This window comes from Streptomyces sp. NPDC060184, assembly GCF_042728795.1.
GTDB lineage: Bacteria > Actinomycetota > Actinomycetes > Streptomycetales > Streptomycetaceae > Streptomyces.
The window spans coordinates 25,772-49,375 of record NZ_JBHWYX010000002.1; the positions used below are offsets into that span (position 1 = coordinate 25,772).

20 protein-coding genes are annotated in these 23,604 nt (G+C 72.9%); 13 read left to right on the plus strand and 7 right to left on the minus strand.

Translation table 11 applies throughout. From position 1 onward, the window contains the following. The first annotated feature begins 77 nt into the window (after positions 1-77). From ACFWEE_RS01765 to ACFWEE_RS01800, 8 genes are all read left to right on the plus strand, one after another. Positions 78-266: a daptide-type RiPP gene (locus ACFWEE_RS01765; RefSeq protein ID WP_266707782.1), complete on the plus strand. Its 189-nt coding sequence runs from the start codon at positions 78-80 to the stop codon at positions 264-266. 94 nt (positions 267-360) lie between these two features. Then, a complete protein-coding gene (locus ACFWEE_RS01770; RefSeq protein ID WP_266707780.1) occupies positions 361-540 on the plus strand; it encodes a daptide-type RiPP in 180 nt (59 codons plus the stop codon). A gap of 302 nt (positions 541-842) precedes the next feature. Further along, positions 843-1,040: a hypothetical protein gene (locus ACFWEE_RS01775; protein WP_386885469.1), complete on the plus strand. Its 198-nt coding sequence runs from the start codon at positions 843-845 to the stop codon at positions 1,038-1,040. Between the two features lie 2 nt (positions 1,041-1,042). Beyond that, on the plus strand, positions 1,043-1,774 hold the full coding sequence (locus ACFWEE_RS01780; protein WP_386885471.1) for an ABC transporter ATP-binding protein: 732 nt from the start codon (positions 1,043-1,045) through the stop codon (positions 1,772-1,774). Beyond that, complete coding sequence (locus ACFWEE_RS01785; protein WP_386885473.1) at positions 1,767-2,513, plus strand: ABC transporter permease; 747 nt, start codon at positions 1,767-1,769, stop codon at positions 2,511-2,513. The genes ACFWEE_RS01780 and ACFWEE_RS01785 overlap by 8 nt, the downstream gene beginning before the upstream one ends. Beyond that, positions 2,510-4,174 carry a daptide biosynthesis intramembrane metalloprotease gene (mpaP, locus tag ACFWEE_RS01790; RefSeq protein WP_386885474.1) on the plus strand — a complete coding sequence of 555 codons (1,665 nt, stop codon included), beginning with the start codon at positions 2,510-2,512 and terminating at the stop codon, positions 4,172-4,174. The genes ACFWEE_RS01785 and mpaP overlap by 4 nt, the downstream gene beginning before the upstream one ends. A 197-nt stretch (positions 4,175-4,371) precedes the next feature. Continuing rightward, positions 4,372-6,927: a class III lanthionine synthetase LanKC gene (lanKC, locus tag ACFWEE_RS01795; protein ID WP_386885476.1), complete on the plus strand. Its 2,556-nt coding sequence runs from the start codon at positions 4,372-4,374 to the stop codon at positions 6,925-6,927. Positions 6,928-6,953: 26 nt separating this feature from the next. After that, complete coding sequence (locus ACFWEE_RS01800) at positions 6,954-8,102, plus strand: glycosyltransferase family 2 protein (protein ID WP_386885477.1); 1,149 nt, start codon at positions 6,954-6,956, stop codon at positions 8,100-8,102. Between the two features lie 5 nt (positions 8,103-8,107). Here the strand turns inward: ACFWEE_RS01800 and ACFWEE_RS01805 are convergent, their stop codons facing one another. Further along, on the minus strand, positions 8,108-9,097 hold the full coding sequence (locus tag ACFWEE_RS01805; protein ID WP_386885479.1) for a helix-turn-helix transcriptional regulator: 990 nt from the start codon (positions 9,095-9,097) through the stop codon (positions 8,108-8,110). A 358-nt stretch (positions 9,098-9,455) separates the two neighbouring features. On the opposite strand from ACFWEE_RS01805, the gene ACFWEE_RS01810 reads away from it, so the two are divergent. Then, positions 9,456-10,112 (plus strand): GPP34 family phosphoprotein, encoded by a 657-nt coding sequence (locus tag ACFWEE_RS01810; protein WP_386885481.1) that lies wholly within the window; start codon positions 9,456-9,458, stop codon positions 10,110-10,112. Between the two features lie 39 nt (positions 10,113-10,151). On the opposite strand, the gene ACFWEE_RS01815 is transcribed toward ACFWEE_RS01810, so the two are convergent. After that, positions 10,152-10,913, minus strand: coding sequence for an SDR family oxidoreductase (locus tag ACFWEE_RS01815; protein WP_386885483.1), 762 nt, complete (start codon positions 10,911-10,913; stop codon positions 10,152-10,154). 197 nt (positions 10,914-11,110) lie between these two features. Between ACFWEE_RS01815 and ACFWEE_RS01820 the strand changes: the two genes are divergently transcribed. Continuing rightward, positions 11,111-11,986, plus strand: coding sequence for a helix-turn-helix transcriptional regulator (locus ACFWEE_RS01820; RefSeq protein ID WP_386885485.1), 876 nt, complete (start codon positions 11,111-11,113; stop codon positions 11,984-11,986). A gap of 31 nt (positions 11,987-12,017) precedes the next feature. On the opposite strand, the gene ACFWEE_RS01825 is transcribed toward ACFWEE_RS01820, so the two are convergent. Beyond that, positions 12,018-13,442 carry an MFS transporter gene (locus ACFWEE_RS01825; protein ID WP_386885486.1) on the minus strand — a complete coding sequence of 475 codons (1,425 nt, stop codon included), beginning with the start codon at positions 13,440-13,442 and terminating at the stop codon, positions 12,018-12,020. Between the two features lie 172 nt (positions 13,443-13,614). Here ACFWEE_RS01825 and ACFWEE_RS01830 point away from each other — a divergent pair, with 172 nt between their 5' ends. The 3 genes from ACFWEE_RS01830 (at position 13,615) to ACFWEE_RS01840 (ending at position 18,835) form a co-directional block, all read left to right on the plus strand. After that, a complete protein-coding gene (locus ACFWEE_RS01830; protein WP_386885488.1) occupies positions 13,615-14,535 on the plus strand; it encodes a helix-turn-helix transcriptional regulator in 921 nt (306 codons plus the stop codon). A 176-nt stretch (positions 14,536-14,711) separates the two neighbouring features. Continuing rightward, positions 14,712-18,329 carry an AAA family ATPase gene (locus tag ACFWEE_RS01835; RefSeq protein ID WP_386885490.1) on the plus strand — a complete coding sequence of 1,206 codons (3,618 nt, stop codon included), beginning with the start codon at positions 14,712-14,714 and terminating at the stop codon, positions 18,327-18,329. 155 nt (positions 18,330-18,484) lie between these two features. Further along, on the plus strand, positions 18,485-18,835 hold the full coding sequence (locus ACFWEE_RS01840; RefSeq protein ID WP_386885491.1) for a hypothetical protein: 351 nt from the start codon (positions 18,485-18,487) through the stop codon (positions 18,833-18,835). Positions 18,836-18,932: 97 nt separating this feature from the next. On the opposite strand, the gene ACFWEE_RS01845 is transcribed toward ACFWEE_RS01840, so the two are convergent. The 4 genes from ACFWEE_RS01845 to ACFWEE_RS01860 form a co-directional block, all read right to left on the minus strand. Next, entirely contained in the window at positions 18,933-19,892 is a 960-nt protein-coding gene (locus ACFWEE_RS01845; RefSeq protein WP_386885492.1) for a GNAT family N-acetyltransferase, read from the minus strand. Further along, positions 19,879-21,213 (minus strand): MFS transporter, encoded by a 1,335-nt coding sequence (locus ACFWEE_RS01850; RefSeq protein ID WP_386885494.1) that lies wholly within the window; start codon positions 21,211-21,213, stop codon positions 19,879-19,881. The genes ACFWEE_RS01845 and ACFWEE_RS01850 overlap by 14 nt, the downstream gene beginning before the upstream one ends. Continuing rightward, on the minus strand, positions 21,210-22,166 hold the full coding sequence (locus ACFWEE_RS01855) for a fatty acid desaturase family protein (protein WP_386885496.1): 957 nt from the start codon (positions 22,164-22,166) through the stop codon (positions 21,210-21,212). Before ACFWEE_RS01855 ends, ACFWEE_RS01850 begins: the two co-directional genes overlap by 4 nt. Positions 22,167-22,244: 78 nt before the next feature. Next, positions 22,245-23,510: a lysine N(6)-hydroxylase/L-ornithine N(5)-oxygenase family protein gene (locus ACFWEE_RS01860; RefSeq protein ID WP_386885497.1), complete on the minus strand. Its 1,266-nt coding sequence runs from the start codon at positions 23,508-23,510 to the stop codon at positions 22,245-22,247. Positions 23,511-23,604: the final 94 nt, after the last annotated feature.

A 23,604-nucleotide genomic window follows, 5' to 3' on the forward strand; every position in this document is an offset into this window, starting at 1 on the left:
TCACCCACAGACTTCCGCCGGCACCCGCCGGCGGACGCACCACCAGGAGATCAACACCTCGGAAAGGAGGAGAACCCATGCAGAACACGGACACCAAGGCCCCTCTGGAGCTGGCTCTTCAGGAGCTGGAGGCGCACGAGCTGGACATGCAGGAGCTGGAGGCGCTCGACGCGCCCTTCGGCTGGAGCGACGTCCTCAGCTTCGTCGGCGGTCTCAGCGCGGGCGCGGTCGTTTCCTACGTCTCGCTGATCACGCTGGCCACCTGATCCACTCCCGGGGTCCGGCCCACCGGGCCGCCCCCGCCGAGCGCGATCCCCGTACGACCCACGCGGTACCCACACAGAGATTGAGGTGAAAGCAATGCAGGAGAACAACAACTCGGCTCTCGAACTGGCCATGCAGGAACTGGACATGGAGGAGCTGGAGGGCATGGACGCCCCCGACTGGTGGAACAGCTTCCTGGTCAGCTTCGGAGTGTCGGCGGCCGTCAGCACCACCTACGCCTCGCTGGTCATCACGTCGGTCGTCGTCGCGACCTGACCGGTCCGGCACGCCGAGGGTCCCTGTTCCGGATGCAGGACTGGTGCATCCGGGACAGGGCCCCGGCGAGATCGTACGTGCGGCCGGGCCGTGTCCCGACCCGGTACCGCGCCGCCGTGCCCGGGGGACCCCGGCGCGGCGGCGCGCCGTTCCCGTATCTCCGAGTATGCCCAGAACCCGCCGGACGACTCCGCGCGTCGCGGCGGCGCACCCCACCACCGCACCCCGACGGCACCGCACCGCCGGGCCGCCCCTCCGATCCGAAGCGCAGGACCCCGCACGACCGAAGGAGAGTTCCCTCCATGTCCCAGACTGCTTCCCGCGGCTTTCCGTGGGCCCTCGCGGGCTGCTGGCTGGTCGCCGTCATGGCCGCCCCCGGCATCGTCTCGGCACTCACCAGCGGCCGTACGCGGACCGTCGCGCTGCTGGTCTGCGTGGGTGTCGAACTGCTGATGATCGCCGGCTTCGGCCTCTGGCTCCGCGCGCGGGGAAGGTCCTGACCATGACCGACACAGTCGTCGAGGTCGAGGGCCTCACCAAGCGGTACGGCGAGCTGACCGCGGTCGAGGACGTCTCCTTCCGCGTCGCGTCCGGCAGGGTCGTGGGGCTCCTCGGGCGGAACGGGGCCGGCAAGACGACGACCCTGCGCATGCTGCTGGGCCTCGCCCGGCCGACCTCCGGACACGCCACCGTCTTCGGGCTGCCCTACGGCGAACTCCCGCGCGCCGCGCACCGGGTGGGCGTCTCCATGGACGGCATCGGCCCGTCCAACGCGGCCACCGGCCGGGGCGACCTGCGGATCTGGGCCAGTGCGCTGGGGCTCGGCAGGAAGCGGGTGGACGAGGTCCTGGAGCGGGTGGGCCTGGAGGGCGACGCGCACCGCAGACTGCGCGGCTACTCCACCGGCATGCGCCAACGCCACGCCCTGGCCACCGCGTTGCTCGCCGACCCCGAACTCCTCATCCTCGACGAACCGGCCAACGGCCTCGACCCGGACGGCATCCGGTGGCTGCGGGAGTTCCTGCGGTCCCTCGCCGACGAGGGCCGGACCGTGCTGCTCTCCAGCCATCTGCTCGCCGAGGTCGAGCAGATCGCCGACGACATCGTCATCCTGCAACGCACCCTGCGGTACAGCGGTACGGCGGCGGACCTCACCCGGGACGGCTCGGTGAGCCTGGAGGACCGCTTCTTCGAACTCGCCGGCACCGCGGGCAAGGAGCCCAGCCATGCGTGATCTCATCGCCTCCGAATGGCAGAAGGTGTGGACCGGCAAGGCCTGGTGGGCGCTGGCCCTCGCGGCGACGCTGCTCTGCGTCCTCGCCGACGCCGGGTTCCTCACCCAGGCTCTCGACGAGCTGGACCAGGGCACCACCACCGTGGCGCGGACCACCGCGTCCCTGGTGCAGGGCTGGTTCATGGTGGAGCTGGTCGCCGCGCTCGCCACCATGCTCGCGATGACCCGCGAGTTCTCCAGCGGCTCGGTCATGCGGACGACACTGCTCGGCGGCAGCCGCCTGCGGGTCCTCGGCGCGAAGCTCACGGTCGCCGCGGCGACCGGCGCGGTGTTCGCCCTGGGGGCCGGGGTCCTGGCGGCCGTCAGCCCCTGGGTCTTCCTCGCCGGTCAGGACTTCGGCCCGCAGTGGACGGCGGAGGCGACCCGGACGCTGCTCGGCGTGATGGGAGTCGTCGTGGCGGGCGCCCTGTGGGGCTGCCTGCTCGGCCTGATCATCCGTCAGCAGGTGGTCGCGGTGGTCGTGATGCTGCTGAGCACCTGGCTGGTCAGCGGTGGACTCCAGCGACTCGCCCCCGACGTCGGCAGGTTCACCATCGACGAGGCGATGGCCGCCGTCTACCAGGACAGCTCCACCGCCGGGCTGCTCTCCACCCCTTGGGCGATCGTCGTGCTCGCCGCCTGGATCGCCGCCGCCGCCGTGGCGGGCCGCGCGCTCTTCCTCCGCAGGGACCTGCCGTGAAACTCGCCCTGAAGCGCCCGGAGCCCGCGGCGCCCGCACTCCCCCCGCTGCCGGAGCGCCCCGCGCTGGCCGACGAGGTGCTGGTGCACGAGCCGGCGGGCGAAGGCGCCCCGTGGATCGTGCAGTTCGGCGCCGGGCGGTACCTGCGGGTCGGCGCCGGGATGGCCCGGCTGCTGCGCTCGGCGGACGGCACGAACACCGCCCAGGACATCGCGGAACACCTCGGCCGCCCCTGGACCGCCGAGCTGGTGGGTGAGGGCCTGCTGCGCGCCCAGAAGATGGAGCTGCTCCAGGACCCGGCCCGCGAGCCCGTGCGGACCCGGCGTTTCGCGTTCGTGCCGCCGCTGACCTTCCAGTACACGGTGGTGCGCCCGGACCGGCTGCTCGCCCGCCTGAGGCCGCTGACCGCACGGCTGGCGCGCCGGGCCTGGGCGGTGGCGCTGGTGGCGCTGGTGGCCGGCGGGCTGCTGAGCGCCGCGTTCCAACTGCCGACGGCCACCGACGCGTTGAGCGGGCCGCTGCCGGTCTCCGCCCTGGTCGCGCTGGTCGTCGTCACCTACCTCGGCACCGCGCTCCACGAGATGGCGCACGGGGCGGTGCTCAGCCACTACGGCGGCAAGCCCAGCCGGATGGGCGTCATGCTCTTCTACCTGACCCCCGCGTTCTTCTGCGACGTCACGGACGGCTGGCGGCTCCCGAACGGCGCCCAGCGGGTCCGCATCGCGCTCGCGGGCATCACCGTGCAGGCCGCGATCGGCGGGGCGGCCGGTCTCGCCTCGGCGGTCGTGGCTCTGGCCGGGGGCAGCGGGACGGTGCGCGAGCTGCTGCTCCTGCTGACCGTGACCAGCTTCCTCTCCGGCTTCTTCAACGCCGTCCCGTTCATCAAGCTCGACGGCTATCTGGCACTCATGAGCCACCTGGACGTCTCGCACCTGCGCGACCGGTCGATGGCCGACGCCCGGCGCTGGGCCGCGAAGGTGCTCTTCGGCGGGCGGTACGAGAAGACGCTGCCCGAACTGGGCTGGGCCCCGCTCTTCGGCCTGGCCTGCATGGTCTTCCCGCTGTACGTGCTGGGCACCGCGTTCACGCTCTGGCGCTCGATGCTGGAGAACATGGGCTTGGTCGGCGCGGTCGTCGTGTCGCTGGCGCTGCTCGCCCTGCTGACCCGGTGCTGCACGGGCGCCCTGCGCCTGGGCGCCGAGGCGCTTGCCGCCGGGGCGGCCCGGTGGCGGATCGCGGTGGTGTCGCTGGCCGCGCTCGCCGCCGTCGCGGCCGTCGCCGTCGGGGTGACCCTGCCGTACACGGTGACCGGCGGGTTCGTGAACGAGCACGGCCGGGTGGTGTTCGTGGCGACCGGCGCGGCCGACCTCGACGCGGTCGCCCCGGGCGCGAAGGTCCGCCTGCTGGGCAGCGGGATCGTGCTGCACGAGGAGCTGGGCGCGGCCGAGGTGGAGTCCACCCGGCCCACCGACGTCTCCGCGCCCTTCTCGGTGTTCGCCCCGGTCACCGGGCTGGACGCGATGGCCCTGCCGGCCACCGGCATCCCGCTGCGCGCCGACGCACCGCCGTCCCGGTCCACCGGGCTCGCCGAGATCGACGCGGGCCGCCGCAGCCTGGGCGCATGGCTCTACCTGCGGTACCTCGCGCCGTTCTGGCGCTGACGCGGCGGTCCGGACCGGTCCGGACCGCCGCGGACCGACCCGACCCGACCAGGTCCGGTGCGGTCCGGTCCGTAAACGACGAAACCCGTACGACGACCTCCCGTACGACGACACCCGTACGTCGTCCCCGCACACCCTCCACCTCGCGACGGCCGCCCGTCGACCGCGCCTCCTCCCTGCTCCCAAGGCGGTTGATCATGGACATACTTCGGCATCTGGCGCACTGCCCGCCCGGCACGCCGTTCTTCGACCGGGACGACGCGGACAGCACGGCCCCGGACGACTACCCCGCCGTGTCGGCGCCGGTACCGGAGGGCTGGTCGCTCCACACCGGGCCGGACTGGGCGATGCTGACCCCGCCGGACCACCGGCTCCCCCCGCAGGGCTGGAAGATCCACGTGTCGGCGGTCGCCTCCAACGCCGAGGAGATCCTGGAGCGCTGCCGCGCGTACCTGGTGCCGCAGGGCATCGCGTTCAAGTTCATCCGGAGCCGGAAGGTGCTGCTGCGCCGCAACGGCAAGTACGGCGACCGCAGCGCCTCGGGCAAGTTCGTCACGGTCTACCCCCGGGACGAGGAAGTCCTCGCCCGCGTCCTGGACGAGCTGGGCACCCTCCTGGACGGCGAGGCGGGCCCGTACATCCTCAGCGACCTGCGGTGGCGCTCCGGGCCGCTGTACGTCCGGTACGGCGGGTTCGTCGCGCGGACCATGAAGACGGCGACCGGCGAGACCGTCCACTGCATCGAGGACCCGGACGGGAACCTGGTGCCCGACAAGCGGCTGCCGGCCTTCCGGCCGCCGGAGTGGGCGACGCTCCCCGCCTGCCTGGAGGAGGCGCTGCGGGACCGCAACTCCGGCACCCTGGAGGACTTTCCCTACCGCGCCGAGAAGGCCCTGCACTTCTCCAACGGCGGCGGGGTCTACCGGGGCAGCGACCTGCGGACCGGGGAGCCGGTGCTGCTGCGCGAGGCCCGCCCGCACTCCGGGATCGACACCCACGGCAACGACGCCGTCGCCCGGCTGGAACACGAGCACGCCTGTCTGGAGAAGCTGTCCGGGCTGCGCTGGTTCCCCCGGCTGATCGAGGCCCGCAAGGGACACGAACACCACTTCCTGGTGCGGGAGTTCGTCGAGGGCGACACGCTCGCCGCAGCGCTCACCCGCCGTCTTCCGCAGGCCCCGGAGGCCGACCCGGAACGGACCGCCGCCTACACCCGGTGGGCCCTCGACGTCCTCGCCGACATCGAGCGGGGCGTCACCGCGATGCACGGGCGCGGCGTCTTCTTCGGCGACCTGCACCCCGGCAACGTCCTGGTGCGCCCCGACGACACCGTCGTCTTCATCGACCTGGAGACGGCGACGACCGACCCGGACACCGCGCAGATCCACGCGGCCCCCGGCTTCGGCGCCCCCGCCGGACACCGGGGCCCGGACATCGACCGGTACGCCCTCGGCTGCCTGCGGGTCGCCCTCTTCGCCCCGCTGACCACCCTCATGGGCTGGGGCCCGCACAAGGTCGAGCAGCTGATCGCCCACATCGCCGCCCGCTACCCGCTGCCCGAGGACTGGGGCGACCGGGTCCGCGCCGACCTCACGCCCCTCGCCCCGTCGCCCACGCCCACCGGCGCCTCCGTCCCCCCGCAGGGCGCCTCCGCCCCCGCCTCCGGCGTGACGGCCGTCGCCGAGGGCATCGAGGCGACCGCGACGCCGGACCGCGCGGACCGGCTCTTCCCCGGTGACGCGACGCAGTTCCTGCTGCCCGGCGGCGGTGCGAACCTCGCCTACGGCACGGCCGGGGTGCTGTGGGCCCTCGCCGAGTCCGGCCGGGACGTGCCCGAGGCACACGCGGACTGGCTGGAGCGTTCCGCCGCCGCCACCGCCGACGCGCTGCCCGGCCTCTGGACGGGCCTGTCCGGTACCGCCGGTGCGCTGCTGCGGCTCGGCCGGACGGACGCGGCGGCCGGGCTGTTCGCCCGGGTCCGCGCGATGGACCCGCCCAACGACAGCTACTTCGACGGGCTCGCCGGCATCGCGCTCGCCCAGCTCCACCTCGCCCGCGCCACCGGCGACGAGGACGCCCTGAAGTACGCGACGGCCGCGGGCGAACAGCTCACCGCGCGCGCCGCCGCGGCCCCGCCCCGCCGGGGGCAGTCGGGCCTCATGCGCGGCCGGTCGGGCGGTGCGCGGCTGCTGCTCGCGCTGTACGGGCAGACCGCCGACACCGCATGGCTGGACGCGGCCCGGGAACTGCTCGCCACCGACGTTTCGGCCCTCGGCTGGACGGCGGACGGCGGTACGGACTCCGCTGCCGGAACCGGCTCCGCTACCGGCACCGGTCCCACGGCCGGCACCGGGGGGTGGGCGCCCAACGCCCCCGGCAGCCGCCCGCTGCTGGCCGCCGGCGGCGCGGGCACCGCCCTGGTGCTGGCCGACTACCTGGAGCACCGCGAGGACCCGCACTTCCGCCCGGTCGTGGAGAGCGTCCGGGCCGCGGCCCGGGAGGCCATGCCCCGTACCGCCGGGCTCTTCCACGGCTGGGCCGGTGCCGCGCTCACCCTGCGGCGGCTCGGCGAGGAGCCGCCCCCGCGCCTGCTGGACGTGCTGGACCTCTACCGGGTCGAGTACGCCGGGCGGCCCGCCTTCCTCGGCCACGAGAACCTGCGGCTCTCCACCGACCTGGCCACCGGCGGCGCCGGGGTCCTGCTCGCCCTGGGCGCGGCGGGCGAGGGGCCCGCCGCGCTGCCCTTCTGGTGACCGCGCGCGAGGGAGGGCACACGTCCGTGGACCACCGCACCGCACACCGCCGCGCACCCCGGGTGACCGTGGTCTGTCCGACGTACAACCGGTCGGAGGCGATCACCCGGACCATCGACTCCGTCCGGGCCCAGACCGTCGAGGAGTGGGAGCTCCTGGTCGTCTCGGACGGCTCCGACGACGACACCGAGGCGTGGGTGGCCCGGGCCGCCCGGGAGGACCCCCGGGTGCGGCTGGTCGCCCTCTCCCGGACCGGCCACCCGAGCGGCCCGCGCAACGCCGGACTGGCGGAGGCCCGCGGCGCGTACACCGCCTATCTCGACCACGACGACACCTGGCACCCGCACCATCTCCGTACCGTCCTCGAACTGCTGGAGGGCGGCGCCGACCTGGCGGCCTCCGGGTGCGAGTACCGGGACGCGACCGGGGGTGTCGCCGCCGGGCTTCCGCCGCTCTCCTGCTGCTGGCATCCACAACTCCAGCTGATGGGGCCGATGTTCGAGCCCTCCCGGGTCGCGCACCGGAGCGGGATCGTGGAGGCGGTGGGCGGCTGGCGTACGGGGGCGGGGCTGGAGGACTGGGACCTCTGGCTGCGCCTCGCCGACGCGGGCCGCACCTTCGCGACCGCGCTGGAGCCCACCGCGGTCCTCCTCACGGACGGCGGGACCCGCCGGCACCGGATGGCCCGCCCGCACCGGATGCCGCTGGTCCACCTCGACGACGCGCGGGCCGCGCACGCGCTGCTGGGGGAGCTCCGCGCGGGAAGCCACGACGAGACGTTCCGCGCCTCCTGCCGGGAGGACATGCGGGAGTGGTACGCGGGGATGGTGCGGGACGGCGGTCTCGTACGCCCCGTCGACTGGCACGGCGACCTGGGGGACGAGATCGACCGGGTGGTCGGGGGGACGGGCAGGCTCTTCGAGGAGCTGGTCCTCGTGCCCGACCGGGGCCGTTTCGCCCTCGCCCGCAACCTCCTCTGCGCCCGCCCCGAACACGCCCGCCGTGCCACCGCCCTGCTGCCCGCCGTCCAGCCCCGCCAGCTGCGGCTGCTGAACGGGCTGGCGGAACGGGCGGGGCGGGCAGGACAGGCAGGACAGGCGGAACGGTCAGGACGGGCGGGGCGGACGGAACCGACGGCTGGACGCGTGGAAGGAGCCGTCCGGCAGGGGGTCTGAACCGCTCAGATCCAGCCCTTGTCCCGGGCCAGCAGCGCGGCCTGGAAGCGGGTGGCCGCGTTCAGGCGGTGGAGGAGTCGCGCGACGTGGCCCCGGTAGGTCCGCACCGAGACGCCCAGCTCGCGCGCCCCGGCCTCGTCCTTGTCGGTACGGGCCATGATCTGGAGCACCTTCAGCTGGAACTCCTCCAGCCGGTCGCGCTCCGTGCCGCCGCCCAACAGCGGTACGGCGTCGACCGCGTGGGCCCAGGACCGGTCGAAGAACGACCGGAGCGTCTTCACCAGTCCTTCCTGGCGGATCAGCAGCGCACGCTGGTCCGGCGCGTCGGGAGCCGACTGCACGACGGCGGTGCCCCGGTCGAAGATCAGCACCCGCTCGAACGACCCGTCCAGCACCCGGAACTCGGCCCCGTGTTCCACCAACTCGCGGTAGTGCCCGGCCGCCACGGGGTCCCGCAGGGCCGATCGGTGCACCAGAGCGCGTACGGTGACGCCCCGTCTCAGGCATCTCAGGTCGGACTCGCGTGCCATGGCAGCGCACTCGGGAGTCAGGGTGAGCGAGGGCTGCATCGCGAGCAGTTCCTGCCGGGCGAAGTAGGCGAGTTCCCCCATCCGTTCGTAGACCAGGCCGGCCCCTTCCAGGGTCTCGACCTCCTCGTGCACACCCTCCTGCCCCTGCCAGTGCAGGACTTGGCGCACGAGGGAGTGGCTGGTGGACAGGATCTCGCGCTGCTCGTCCTGGAGGGCCCGGATGCGCTGCTCGGCGAGCTTGCCCACCCCGATTCCCGGATCGACGGGGAACGCCTCCCCGTTCGCGCCGATGTGGACCATGCCCTGCATGTCGAGGCGCTTCAGCGCGAGCTGGAAATCGTGCTCGTCCAGACCGAGCGTCGGACGCAGGTCCTCGGCGGTGATGCCGGGGCACCGCAGCAGCGCCCTGTACACGGATTCGTCGACGGGAAGCACGCCCAATACGGCCAGTTCGGACCCATCCATACGTTCCCCCGTAAAAAGATGATCTCTTGCGCACACCTGGAACATGCGCACACCTGGAAAAATCATCACATTCACCCTTTGATCGCGTCAATGATCATGAGGTTCCTGTGAAGACATTGCACACTGTGCCCCTTGGGACAGGTGAGTACTCGCGAAACCGGCAAGTAGCCGACCAGGCAGGCCCTGACAAGGCGGCACAACTGTCGCTTACGGGTTCACCACAGAGTCTCCGCTGACGGAATCCATACGCGGCCCGTGGTGACACGTGTGGGAACCGGGCGCATGCGCGAGGCGTGATGAGGGAGAGTCGGAGGCAGGGCGCGGACACGTCGCGGATGACGAGGGAAGAAGGGGTCCGATGGACACGGGACTGACGGTCGGCGAGCGGATCGCGCTGCTCGGGCTGGACGAGCGGGACGGCACACCGCACGACCCGCTGCGGGTCGGCGCCGCGGTCGCGGCGGCTCCTCTGCTCCAACTCGTACGCTGCGGCGGGGTGGTGGCCGAGGACGGCAGGCTCGTCGCCGCCGACCGCCCGGCCCCCCGGGAACCGCTCGCCGCCGCGATGGCGGCCCAGGTGCGCGAACACCCCGAGGCCCGGCCGCAGGCCTGGCTGCTGGCCGTGCGCGACCAGGCACTCACCGCCGCGTACGACGGGCTCCAGGCCAAGGGCGTGGTCCGCCGGGAGGGCCGCAAGCTGCTCGGCGCCTTCGGCTCCTACCGCTACCCGGTCACCGACGCCTCGGTGCCCGAGGCCCTGCGGCGCGAGCTGGCCGGGGTGGTGCTCGACGGGGCACCGGCCGGACCGGAGACGGCGGAGCTGATCACGCTCCTCCACCACGCGGGCCTGCACACCCGCGCCCTGCCGGACGCCGATCCCGCCGCGGTGAAGGAGCGCATGGGCGAACTGGCCGCCAGGACCGGCGCGTCCGGAGCGGTGGGCGAGGCCGTCTCGGCGGCGCTCGCCGCCCTGACCGTGCTGCTGGTGAGCGTCCCGGGCATCGCCGCGGGCTGACCCGGCGGCGGGGCGGGCCGACGGCCCGCGCGGAAGGGCTCAGCCCTGGCGTCCGGGGAGCATGGCGAGGGCCCGGGAACGCTGTGCGACGAGGTCGTCGTACGTGCCGTCGCGCTCGGCCCAGCGGTGCGTGAGGACCCGCTCGACCAGGATCTCGTCGGGGGTGGGGTCCTGCGCGAGCAGCCCCATGACCTCGGTGACGAAGGCGTCGAGCGGCAGCGCCTGCGGGTTCACCTTCTCCTGCCCCGCCGTGGCGACGGCCGGGGGGACGAGCTCGACGACACCGACGCCGGTTCCGTCCAGCTGCGCGCGCAGCGCCTCCGTGTAGGCGTGCACCGCGGCCTTGGAGGCGGCGTAGCTGGGCATCGGCGGGAACGGCAGGAAGGCGATGCCGGAGGTGACGGTGACGAAGGTACCGGCGCCCCGGCCGACCAGGTGCGGGGTGAAGGCGTCGACGACCCGAATGGTGCCGACCAGGTTGGTGTCGATCGTCGTCCGTGCCGCCTCGAAGTGCGCCGGGTCGCGCAGGTCCTCCAGGAGCATGACGCCCGACATGGTCACCACGGTGTCCAGCTCGGGGTAGCGGGCGAGAACGGCGTCGCGGGCGGTCGCGACGGAGTCACCTTCGGTGACGTCGACGGGGAAGGTGCCGAAGCCCTCGCCGGAGAGTTCGGCGAGCGCGTCCGCGCTGCGGCCGGCGACGGCCACGGTGCTGCCCGCCGCGGCGAACCGCCGGGCCAGTTCGCGGCCGATGCCGGACGTTCCGCCGACGACGAGAACGGTGCGCTGGGAGAGGTCCATGAGGTCGTCCTTCGGTTCGGGGCACCCGCGGTGTCATGAGGGCAGAGCACCTGCGGGGCCGTTGAGCAGCGGCCCTGTCCTCGCGGACCGTGCTGGTACGAGTCTTCGCGCCGCCCGCCGGGCGGGGCAGTACCCCCGTCCTCCCTGGTCCTGCCAGGGCCCCCTCAGGGACGGGCGCCCCGCATTACGGTGGATTCATGAAGGACGAGGAATCCGGCAACCGGCTCGGCAGCTACCTCCGCGCCCGGCGTGAGCTGGTCTCCCCCGAGCTGGCGGGAATTCCGCCCGGCGGCAACCGCCGGGTACCCGGCCTGCGCCGCGAGGAGGTCGCCCTGCTCGCCGGGATCAGCCCCGACTACTACCTGCGCCTGGAACGGGGCCGCGACAAGAACCCGTCACCGCAGGTCCTCGCGTCGCTCGCGCGTGTCCTGCGGCTCGACGACGTCGAGCGGACGTATCTGCTCGGGCTCCCGGCGGACCGCCCCAGGGCGCCGCGCCGCAAGCGCCCGGAGCACGTACCGGCGCGCGTGCACCAGCTCCTCGCGCACCTCACGGTCCCCGCGTTCGTGGAGGGGCGCGCCTTCGACGTACTGGCCTCCAACCCCATGGCCGTCGCCCTCTCCCCACGCCTGCGGCCCGGCCACAACCGGCTGCTCTCGCTGCTCCTGGACCCCGAGGAGCAGGCGTTCCAGCAGGACTGGGCGAAGGCCACCGCCGACTTCGTCGCCACCTTGCGCACCACCATCGGGGACGACACCGACAACCCCCGGTTCGTCGAACTCGTCGGGGAACTCGCGCTGTCCAGCGCGCGGTTCCGCACCCTGTGGGCCCGGCACGACGTCCGCGTCCTCGACGGGGGCACCACCACCGTCCACCACCCGGTGGTCGGTGACCTCCGCCTCCACCGCGACAAGCTCCCCGTCGACGACGTGATCCTCGTCGTCCACTACCCCGACAAGGACAGCGAGAGCGACGAGAAGCTGAGGCTCCTCGCCGCTCTCGCCCACGAACCCGCCGGACCCGCCGGGCCTGCCCGACCCGCCGGACCCGCCGGACCCGCCGGACCCGCCTGATCCTCCGGACCCGCCGAACCCGCCTCCCCGTTCAGCTGCACTCGCCGTCCACCACGGGCTTCCGGGTCCGGGTCCGCAGGAAGAGGAAGGAGGTCAGGATTCCGAGGACCACCACCGCCGTGTTCACGATCACCGCGGTCGTGATTCCGTCGTGGATGTCCGTGTTCGCCGCGGCGACGGCCGACATGACCGGGGTGCCCATCGTGATGCCGATCTGCTGGGTCATCGTCGCCAGACCGGTCGCCATGCCCTGCTCGTGGTCGGCGAGGCCGGTGGTGGCCGTGACCATGAACCCGACGATCACCAGCATGTTCCCCACCCCGCCGGCGAAGGTCGCCGCCAGCAGCAGCCCCATCGAGCCGCTGGTCTCGCCGAGGCCGACCAGGGACAGGGTGGCCACCGCCTGGAGGACACCGCCGATCAGCAGCGTCGAACGGGTCGAGGTCGCGCCGATCACCCGGGGGGCGATCGAACCGCCCACCACCGTGCCGACACCCAGCACGCCGAACGACAGGCCGGCGGTCAGCGGTGAGAACCCGAGGACGTCCTGGAGGTGGAGCGTCATCAGGAAGACCAGGCTCGTCTCCGTGAGGAAGGCGATCACGCCCGCCACGTTCCCCCAGACCACCGTCGGCTTCTTCAGGACCGACACCGGCACCAGCGGGTTCGACGCCCTGGACTCCACCGCGTAGAACACCAGCAGCAGCACCACGCCCGAGGCCAGCCAGCCGAGCGCCGCACCCGAACCCCAGCCGTGCTCACCGGCCTGCGTCAGCCCGAACACGAGCGCCAGCAGCCCCAGCGTCACCGAGACGGCGCCGGGCACGTCGAGCTTCGGGCGGACGGCCGGACGCGACTCCTTGACGACCGTCGGGGCGATCGCCAGCACCGCGATCGCCACGGGCACGTTGATGAAGAACGACCAGCGCCAGGAGAGGAGGTCGGTCAGGACTCCGCCCAGGATCGCGCCCGTCGTGAACCCCGCCGACATCAGCGCGCCGTTCAGCCCGAGCGCCTTCTGCCGCAGCGGCCCCTCGGGGAACGAGGTCGTGAGCAGCGAGAGGCCCGCCGGTGTCACGGCGGCCGTCGCCAGGCCCTGGAACACCCGGGCCACGATGAGCATGCCGGGGGTCTGGGCCAGCCCGCCCACCAAGGACGAGAGCCCCAGCACGGCGAGGCCCGCCAGGAACAGCCGTCGTCGGCCGAAGAGGTCCGCGACCCGGCCGAACAGCAGCGTGAACCCCGCGGCGGCCAGCGCGAACGAGGTCGCGATCCACTGGAGGCCGGACAGTGAGAAGCCCAGCCCGTCGCCGATCACCGGCAACGCCACGTTGAGGATCGAGAAGTCCACCGCCAGCATGAACTGGGCGACCAGCAGCACCACCAGGACGAGGCGGAGCCGCCCGTCCGGACGGACCGGCCCCTCCCCCGCCCGTACACCCTCGGCTACGGCCATCACGCACTTCCCTCCGTCACGGACCGCCGTCGGTGGCCCTTCTGGAGATCGACTCTGGCCCTGCGCAAGGGAGTTACCCAGCCCCCTGGTCCTGCTGGCGTCGCGGAAGGTATCACCGGCAGGGCCACCTTGGGAGCACCGCCGCGGCGGCCGGGCGGGCACACTGGGACGCATGGACACTCCCACGGCCCTGGGCGACTTCCTCCGCAACCGCCGCGCGCGGCTCCAGCCGGAGGACGTCGGCCTGCCGAGCCATGGCACCCGCAGGCGGGTTCCCGGGCTGCGGCGCGAGGAGCTCGCCCTGCTGGCCGGGGTGAGCATCACGTACTACACCCATCTGGAGCAGGGGCAGAGCTCCAACGCCTCGGACAGCGTCCTCGACTCCCTCGCCCGCGCCCTGCGCCTCACCCCCGACGAGCACGCCCATCTGCGCGACCTGGCCCGCCCGCCGAAGGCGAAGCGGGCCGCGCCGCACCGCCCGGAGTTCGTACGCGCCTCCACCCGGCGGCTGATCGACTCGATGCCGCAGGTGCCGGCCGTGGTGCTGGACGGCCGCAACGACGTCCTCGCCTGGAACGCGCTCGGCCACGCCCTGCTCGCCGGTCACCTGGACGTACGGAGTCCGGACAGCCCGGCAGGCCGCCCCAACCTCACCCGGATGCTCTTCCTCGACCCGCACACCCGCGAGCTGTACACGGAGTGGGACAAGGAGGCGCGGGTGGCGCTGGCCGCGATGCGCCTGGTCGCGGGCCGCAACCCCGAGGACAGCGCGCTCGCCGGACTCATCGGCACGCTCATGCTGCAGAGCCCCGACTTCGCCGGCCTCTGGTCGAAGCACCCGGTGCGGGACTGCACCGTCGGGACCAAGGCCCTGCACCACCCGGTGGTGGGCGCGATGACCCTGGACTTCGAGAACCTCCGCCTCTCCGACGACACCGGCCACCGGATGCTGCTCTACACCGCCCCCGAGGGCTCCCCCTCCGAGGCTGCGCTGAGCCTGCTGTCGAGCCTGACCGCCGAGACGGTCCGCGCCCGCCGCACCGCGTCCCGGCGGGCGGACACGACGGGGACGGGCGCGGACGAGCTGCGGTAGGTACGGGCGACGGCCCGGACACCGGACGGGCGCGCGGCGCTCCCGGCCGCCGGGCCCCGTGTCCGGTAATCGCCACTCAGACTGTTCGTCACCGTACGGTCTCTGGTAGGTGTGTCCCCGGGGTACGGGCGCAGGCCCGTAGCGGGGCCTCATGTGCTCCGCAAGGGAGGATGCACATGAGCACCACCACGCGCGAAGAAGTCCTCGCCGGGGAGCAGAAGGCCGTCGACCACGCGTACGACTGCTACACCACGCGGCTCGCCGAGATGACCGGCACGTCGGCCGCCACCGCCGCGGCGACCACCAAGGACGGCATCGCCAACCGGAGGGAAGCGGAGGCGCGCGCCGAGGCGTACGGCGGCCTGGGGGACGAGGCGCTCGTCTTCTCCCGGGTCGATGCCCCCGAGGAGCCGGGGGGTGCGCCCCGTCCCTGGTACATCGGGCGGCGCGGCGTACGGGACGCCGAGAACGAGCCGGTCGTGCTGCTCTGGACCAGTCCGCTGGCGAAGAAGTGGGCGGACGCGCGGCCCGAGGACCCGGGGGAGGTGGAGCTGAGGCGTCAACTGCGGTGTGTACGGCAGGTGGTGGAGGACTACTTCGACGACATCGCCCCGGCGTTCGCGGCCGGTCCCGTACGGGAACCCGCGGGCCTCCCCGGACAGCGGGACGAGCCGGAGCGCGACGGGGCTCCGGCGGAGGAAGCGGAAGAAGAAGAGGCGGCGGCCGAGGAGTCGCCGCTTGCGGAGGAACCCCACGACGGCACCGCACCGCCCGCCCCGCACATCCCCCACGTCCCGGTCCCCCGACGGAAGTTGCGCACCCCGCCGGTCACGCCCGGCGACGTCGCGCGGGCCCGGCGGCGCAAGCCCGCGCAGCCCGACGAGTTCCTGCTCCGCGAGCTCCAGCGCTCGCGCGGCGGCCGGATGCGCGACATCGTCGAGACGATCCGCCGCGACCAGATGGACCTGGTCACCGGGTCGCCCTCGGACATCCTGGTCGTGCAGGGCGGGCCCGGTACCGGCAAGTCGGCGGTCGGCCTGCACCGGGTCACCTGGCTCGTCAGCAACGACCACTTCAACGCCCGGGACGTCCTCGTCATCGGCCCCCACCAGCGGTTCCTGGAGTACGTCGGCGAGGTCCTGCCGACCCTCGGCACCCGGGACGTCAACGCCGTCCAGCTCTCCCGCCTCTGGGACGGCGAACTCCTCGGCACCGACAGCCCGCAGGCCCGCGCGGTGAAGGCCGACGAACGCATGGCGGCCGTGCTGCGGCGGCGCGTCGAGCACGAGTGCCGCCCGGAGGCGATCGACGGCCAGCTCACCCCGCCGTCCTTCGAGGGCGACGAACCCGCGTTCACCGTCACCGCCGGAAGTGCGACCCTGCGCATCGCGGGTTCGGAGGTACGCGCCCTGCTCGCCGAGGCCCGGAGCGGCGAAGCGGCCTACCGCGAGCGGCGCGACCGCTTCCGCAGCCTGATCGTGGACCGGCTGCTGCGGGAGCTCACCGCCATCGCCCCGCGCCGGGGTGCCGACGGCACGATCCGCCGCAGCCTGGAACGCAACCGCCGGGTGGAACGCCTCATCGACCGCGTCTGGCCGTCGCCGGGCGCCCGCGAGTCGCTGCGTACGCTCTACGACTCGCCCGAACTGCTGCGCGCCTGCGCCGAGGACGTGCTGGGCGAGGACGAGCGGCGCGCCCTGCACCGCCCCCGCGCGGCCCGCGCCGACGGCGACCCGTGGACCCTGGAGGACCGGGTCTGCCTGGAGGAACTCCGGTACCTCATCGCCGGGGAGATCCCCCGCCGGTACGGTCACATCGTCGTGGACGAGGCCCAGGACCTCACCCCGATGCAGGCCCGCGCCCTGCGCCGCCGGGTCGCCCGGGGCGGTTCGATGACGGTGCTCGGCGACCTCGCGCAGGCCACCGGACCGGTTCCGTACACCGCCTGGGACCGCCTGGGCACGCTCCTCTCCGACCACGGCGACTGGCGGGTCGCGGAGTTGAACACCAGCTACCGCGTACCCGCCGAGATCATGGAGTTCGTCGCCCCGCTGGCCCGCGTGGTCGCCCCCACGCTGCCGTACCCGCGCGCGGTGCGCGAGGCGGGCGCCGACGCCGTACGCACCCTGTCGACCGAGCCCTGGAAGCTCCTCGACGACACGGTGGCCCAGGTGACCCGCCTGGTCGGGACGAACGACGGCCGCACCCTGCGGTCGGTGGCCGTCGTCGTCCCCGACGACTCGCGCTGGCTGGAGGAGATCGGCGGCCGGCTCGACCGCAGCCCCGAGATCACCGGTCCGGGCCGTGCGGCGGTGTCCGTGCTGGCCGCCGCGCAGGCCAAGGGCATGGAGTACGACCACGTCCTCGTCCTCGAACCGGCCACCATCGCCGACACCGGCCCGGCCGGGCTGCGGCAGCTCTACATCGCCCTGACCCGCGCCACCCAGAGCCTGACCGTGCTGCACACCTCCCCGCTCCCGGATGCCCTCACGCGCGCCGACGACCCCGCCGGCACAGAACCGGCACCGGACCCCTCGGCACCGGGTACTCCGCCGCCCGGCGCCCCGCCGGTCCGTACGGCCCCTCCCGGCGAGGTCCCCGAGATCGGCTCCGACATCCGGGTACGGGTCCTGGGCCCCGGCCCGGGAGGCCGCTACCGGGTCAAGGCGCTCGCCCCCGCCGTCGACCGCCCGCTCGTCCTGACCGTCCGGCACGGTTCCGCGCCGCCGCGTCCCGGCCAGGAACTCGACACCTGGGTCTTCGCCAACGAGACCGGACACAGCGTGCTGACCGCCGACGAACGCGGCCGTCTGCCCATCTCCCCGCGCATGGCCGACCGTTACCTGGGCGCTGTCACCGTGCTCGCCGAACTGCTCGCCCCTGACGTGGACGTGGCGTCCGTGCCGGACGCCCGCGCCCGGCTCTCCGAACTCCAGGGCATGGCCAACCGCGTCCTCCGCCGCGACCAGGCGGACTGGGTGGACGTACGGCGCGTCCTCGGTTCACCGGACCGTGAGCGGCTGGGGGTGCTGCGCGACCTCGCGGCGGGCACCAACCGCGCGCTCAAGGACGACACCCTGAACACCGCCCGGCTCTCGGCCGAACTGACCGGCTCCGGCTGGCTCGACGCCCTCGCGGAGGCGCGGGAGACGCTCCGTACCCGCGGGGCGGGGGCGACCGGCGCCCCGGCCCCCGACGGAGAGCCCGCCGCGGAACCCGCCGAGGAGCCCGCCGCCGCGGCACCTCACGCGGAACCCGCCCCCGCGCCCCGGCCCGAACAGCCTCCCCGGAAGGAAAGCGACCCCGTGACCCCCGTGACGACCACCGCCGAGGACGCCCCCGCCGCACCCGCCCCCGCGCCGGTACCGGCGCCCCAGGAGGGCTTCCTCCAGGCACTGGTGACCTCGGCCGCCGCCGACCGCACCTGCAAGAAGCACGAGGCGGTGCGCCTCGCGCTGATGTCGGCCCTGCTGTGGGCGGACATCCAGCCGACCGAGTCCGAGCTCGTCGACGTCAGCTGCGTCACCGACCGGGGACTCTTCCTCTACGAGGTCCTCGGCGCCGGCCGGGCCGGGTACGAGGACCTCCGTTCCGGGGCGACGCGCCTCCTGGAGATCAACCACACCCTGCCCGCCCCGGCCGTCGCCCGCTACCTGGTCCTCTGCGAACCGCCCACCGAGGACTGGTCCGCCGGCACCGTCCGCGACATCTTCGGCGTCCACGTCCTCTGGCGCACCCCCGAGGGCTGGGGCGGCGAGGACACCGCGACCGCCCTGGGCTCCTTCGGCGGGTAGGGCGGGGCAGCGTCTCCGTCTCTTTCACCCCCGGAGGAGCAACGCACCGTGACCCGTCAGGCGTGCGGGCGTTCTACCGGTCGCCAGGGTTTCCGGAATGCGACGGGCCGCCCGTCTCCCGATGAGGACGCCGGCGCGAGGTGGGAGTGGGACACGTGCGACAGAAGTGCTGCGAGCGTTGCGAGTTGGTCATCGGACTGGGCTGCTCCTGCCCGCCCGACGGCTCCCCGCCGAAGGAGCGCCCGGTCGTCTCGCCCCGGCAGGAGTGGCGGACCTTCCCCGCCGACACGATCCTGATCTCGCCGAGGCGGTACGCGCACCTGCCCGGCGCGTGCGCCCACCTGACGGAGGAGCTGGTGACCGCCCCGCGCTGGGGCTGGATCCCCGATCCGCCGGCGGGGCTCTGGGACCGCTTGAGCAGCAGCTGTCCGGCGACCGCGACGGAGGGCAACACGGACCGGCAGGCGATCCGGCGGTGCGAGGAGTGCGAGGCCGCGCTGGGGTGAGGCGTCACCGGGGGCCCTGGAGCCCTGCTGCCCCAAGGCCCTGGAGCCCTGAGGCAGGGCGTCACCGGGGCCCGGGGCAGTGGTCGGGAACCCGTGGTCAGGAACCCCCCACCACCACCGACCGCGTCTCCCGGAAGCCGCTCGTGCGGAACCGGCCCGTCAGGGCCTCGTCCGGTGCGGCCGACAGGATGAGGAGATCGTGGCCGGGGGCCTGGGCGGCCTGTGGCCAGGACGGTGCCGCGCCCCGGTGGTGCCCCCAGGTCACCACGAGGGCGGGGTCGGAGAGCGCGCGCAGGGAGAGGAACCGGTCGGCGTGTTCGCCCGCGAGTCTCGGGTCGAGGACCTGGGACGGGACGGGGACGAAGCCGAGGCGGCTCTTGAACGTGAACAGGCCGGGCTGGACGACGTGCCCGAAGAGGGAGGGGTCGTTGCCGAGGGACGCGTGGACCAGCCCGTTGTCCCGGGCGAACTGGAACGCCTCCGTGTAGGCGACCCGCATCACCCGGCTCGCGCGCGCGTCGGCCGAGGCCGCCGAGAAGCGCATCTGGAGGACGGACGGCTCGGGGCGCATCCACCACAGCGAGCCCACGATCATCCGGTCTCCGTCGTACACGCAGACGCTGACGAGCTCGTCCCCCACGGCGAGGAGGCGTTCGCGCGAGCGGCGCGCGTAGTTCTTGCCGCGCGGCATCGCCTCGATCTGGCGGTCGTACACCGCCAGGAACTCGTCGAGGAGTTCCGGGGTGAGTCCGGCCCGTACGCCGACGCGCAGTCCTTCGTCCTGGACGTGGCGGCGGCCGAGGCGGATGTTGCGCCGCTCGGTGCCGGGGAGCGCGGCCTCGAACTCCGTCGCGGAATCCCGTACGGGAGCGCACCAGTTGATCCACTGCGGGCGTGCCACGAATCCCAGCTCGGCCAGGGTCGCCCCGTCGATGTCCTCGGAGCCTGCCAGCCGGACGACGTCGACCGGGGTGTCCGTGTCCTTCCAGGCGTGCCGCTCGGCCTCGTCGCGGTCCAGGGTGGCGACGACGAGGTGGTCCTGTTCAGTGATCTCCACGGGTGGTGACTCCTTCGGTGTCGTCCGCCTGCTCTTCGTCCACCTGCGGGCCGTTCACCGGCTGACCGGCCGCCCGCGGGGCCTCCGCCCGCGGGGCCTCCGTCCGCCGGGCCTGCCCTCCGCCGGCGCGGGTGTAGACGGCCCAGATCACGATCGCGGCGAGCCAGAGGGCCAGTGCGGGCAGCCAGTACCAGAAACCGTCGAGCCGGCTGGCCCAGGCGAAGAGGAACCCGGAGAGGGGGGAGGCGCCCGTGATGAACATGCGGATCGTGGCGTTGGCCCGGCCCGCCACCTCGTCCGGGATCGTCTCCTGCCGGTACGTGATGGAGGCGACGTTGCTCACGGCGACGGCGAAGCACTCGACCATGAACCCGGCGAGCCGCAGCCAGAGCGGCGGCGTCGCCACCAGGACCAGGCCGGCGAAGGCGATGATCTGGGCGGCCAGGATGCGCCGTTCGGGGCTCAGGGCGGGGGCGAGGGAGGGCGCCAGCCGGCTGGCGAGCGCGCCCATGAGCAGTCCGACGGCCATGACCACGGAGATCACGGTGGTGTTCATTCCCTGGTCGCCGAACTCGGTGATCAGCACGGGCTCCAGTTGGCCGATGGCGAGATTCGTCATCGACATGGTCACCACGAGCCAGAGGATCTCCTGGCGGCCGACCCAGCGGAACCCGATCGCGAGGTCCCGGCGGATGTTCATCTTCTGGCCGCTGGACGCCACCTTGGGCAGCAGCAGGGCGACGGCGCCGGAGAGCAGGTACAGGAGCGCGATGAAGAGCGCGGCGGAGGCAGGCCCGAGGACGCCGAAGGCGGTGCCGCCCATGACCAGCCCGACCACCTTGGACAGCTCGATCGCCGAGTTCAGCTTGGCGACGGCCACGGGGCGGGCGGGCGGGCTGATCAGTTTCGGGATGAGCACGAACTGACCGGTGATCGTGCTCGCGACCCCGCCGATGCCCGAGAGCAGCACCAGCGCGGCCACCGAGACCCGGCTGTCCAGCAGACCCGCCAACAGAACCATGCAGACGGCCTGCTGGAGCTGTGCGAGGACGTAGATCGCCCGCTTGTCGAAGCGGTCGATGAGGGCACCCAGGAAGGGCGAGCCGACGTAGGAGACACCGCGCAGCGCGAACGAGACGAGGGCCAGGGCGACGGAGTCCGACTCCGCGAGCACCGCCAGCGGGATGACGATGCCCATCTGCCAGTCGGCGATCTTCGAAAGCATCGCGGAGCTCACGAGCACGCGCATCACACGCGTGTCCCTGAGCGCCACCCGCTCCGTGACGGCCGCCTGCTCCGGGGGCTCGGGGGGCGCGGTCACGAGTCCGCCTCGACGGCAGTGCCCAGCGCGCGGCGCTGCCTGCGGTTGCGGTTCGCCTCCCTCATGATCTTCGCGTAGAAGGTCACGTAACTGTCGTCCGTGTGCGTGGCGTACTCCTTCGCCACCGGGTGACGCTCCTGGAGGCGGTTGATCGGGACCACCATCGACGCGTGGTGCTCCACATGGAAGTTGTTGCCGTTGGTGAACCACTGGCTGAACCAACTACCGCTGATGGTACGGGTGTTGAGCAGCACATCGGTGCTGTCGTTGTCGCACAGCACGTGCTCCGGCAGTTCGAGGAAGAAGTGCACCGGTATCGACAGCAGCAGCGGCACGACCCACAGCACCAGGACGGCGTGGCCGAATCCCGCGAGGGAGAGGACCACCGCCCCCACGACCCACAGGGCGAACGCCCGGTATTCGGCAATCACTTGACGGCGGGACTTGTCGGCGATCTGGCCCATGGTGTACGTCCAGGTGCCCCGGCAGCTCTTGAGGACGTTCACCGCGACCTGGCCCAGTCGTGCCGGGCTGAGCGCGCCCCGCAGGAGGGCTCCCCAGGTCAGCGGCGCACGGGTGTCGAAGCCGAAGAACTCGGAGTCGTCGGGCGTACCGAGGTACTTGTGGTGCTGGAGGTGCTGGACCCGGTAGTGGCTGTACGCCGAGAGCAGCGGCAGCCCGAGCAGGAACCCCACGGGCCGGTGCAGTGAGCTGCGGCGGAACGCGGAGTGGTGCAGGCACTGGTGCTGGAGCTCCACCATGTGCGTGTACATCGCGGCCAGCAGGAGGACGCCGACGGACGCGCCGAGCGGGCCGGACGTCAGGGCGAGGAACCCGCCGAGACAGCTGAGCAGCAGGGCCACGCCCAGCTTCGCCACGAAGACGAGCTCGTCGTTGCGTGAGACTCTCGTCCGTTCGAACAGCGTCTTTACTGCGGTGCTACCGGTACTCATGATCTCCCTCGTGACAACGACTCACAGAACCGCCCGGCCGTGCGCCGCCCGCTCGCTGTGGGCGGGCGGCCCGCCTCTTCAGCGCCAGGCCACCGTGGTGGTGCCCGCGTCGACGCGGTACTCCTCGCGGCCGAGCACGGAGTTGACGATGCGGGCACTGCGCCAGGAGGCGAGGCTGAGCAGGGTGTCGTTGATGCCGTGACTGCTCTCCGCGAAGCCCTGGACGTAGATGCGGTGGTCCCCCGGTGCGTCGAGTTCGAGGGAGTAGTCGGGCCGTACCTGGAACGCCCCGTCGGCGATGGACAGTTGGTCCTGGATCGGCTTGAGGTATCCGGGCACCGGGTTGTGGTAGCCGGTGCAGAAGATGACCAGGTCCACCGGGAGCCGCTCGACGTCCCCGCGGTTCACGTCGAGCAGGTCGACCACGATGTCGGAGCCGTTCTGCTCCAGGCCGACCGCCCGGCGGGACACCAGGAGCTGGTGGCGCAGCTCGGACCGCAGGACGTGGTCGAGGTGGTACAGGCGCCGGTAGACGGAGCCCAGCAGTTCGTCGGTGATGCCGTCCCCGCCGGCGTCCTGCTGCTCGCGGATGATCTCCGCCCTGCGCGCGGCGGGGAGTCCGTTGAAGTAGCCGACGTAGGTGGAGGAGAACCACTCGTTGGTGAAGGGCGAGTCGTCCAGCGGCTGGAAGCCGATACGGCTGGAGGTCCAGGTGAGGGACGCGGGGAGGTTGTTCTCGTCGGAGATGAGGTGGTTGACGACCTCGGCCCCGCTCTGGCCCGACCCGACGACGAGGACCCGGCGCCCCTTCCACTCGGGCCGGGTCACGGTCAGGTTGCTGCTGTGCACCACCCGCGCGCCTTCGAAGGGCTTCGCGAAGTCGGGCAGCCGGGGTTCGGCCCCCGACCCGAGGACGAGGTTGCGGGCCGTGCGGGTGGCGCCTCCCTCGGAGGTGATCCGGAAGCCGTCGTCGGTCAGGGACACGGACTCGACGCGCTTTCCCCACTGGAGGGACGGGAGCTGTTCGGCGGCCCACTGGAAGTACTGCTCGAACTCGCGCCGGGAGCAGCTCACCCCGTTCGCCTCCAGGAACCTGAACGCCCGGCCGGTCTCGACGAGGAAGTTGAGGAAGGAGAACCGGCTCCGCGGGTCGACGAGCGTGACGAGGTCCCTGAAGTACGTCACCGTCAGCTGGGAGTCGGGCAGCATGAGGCCGGGATGCCACCGGAACTCCGGTTTGGCGTCCAGGAACTGGGAGCGGATCTCGGGGAAGGGCTCGGACAGCGCGGCGAGGCTCAGGTTCGCCGGCCCTATGCCGATGCCGATCAGGTCGAAGTCAGGCATGTCACATCTTTCGCTCATCGGTCGGGGCACGCCGCTGTCGCGTCGTACGCGGACTGGCCGCTCCCCCACGTGCTGGTCACGTCGCGCGCGTGCA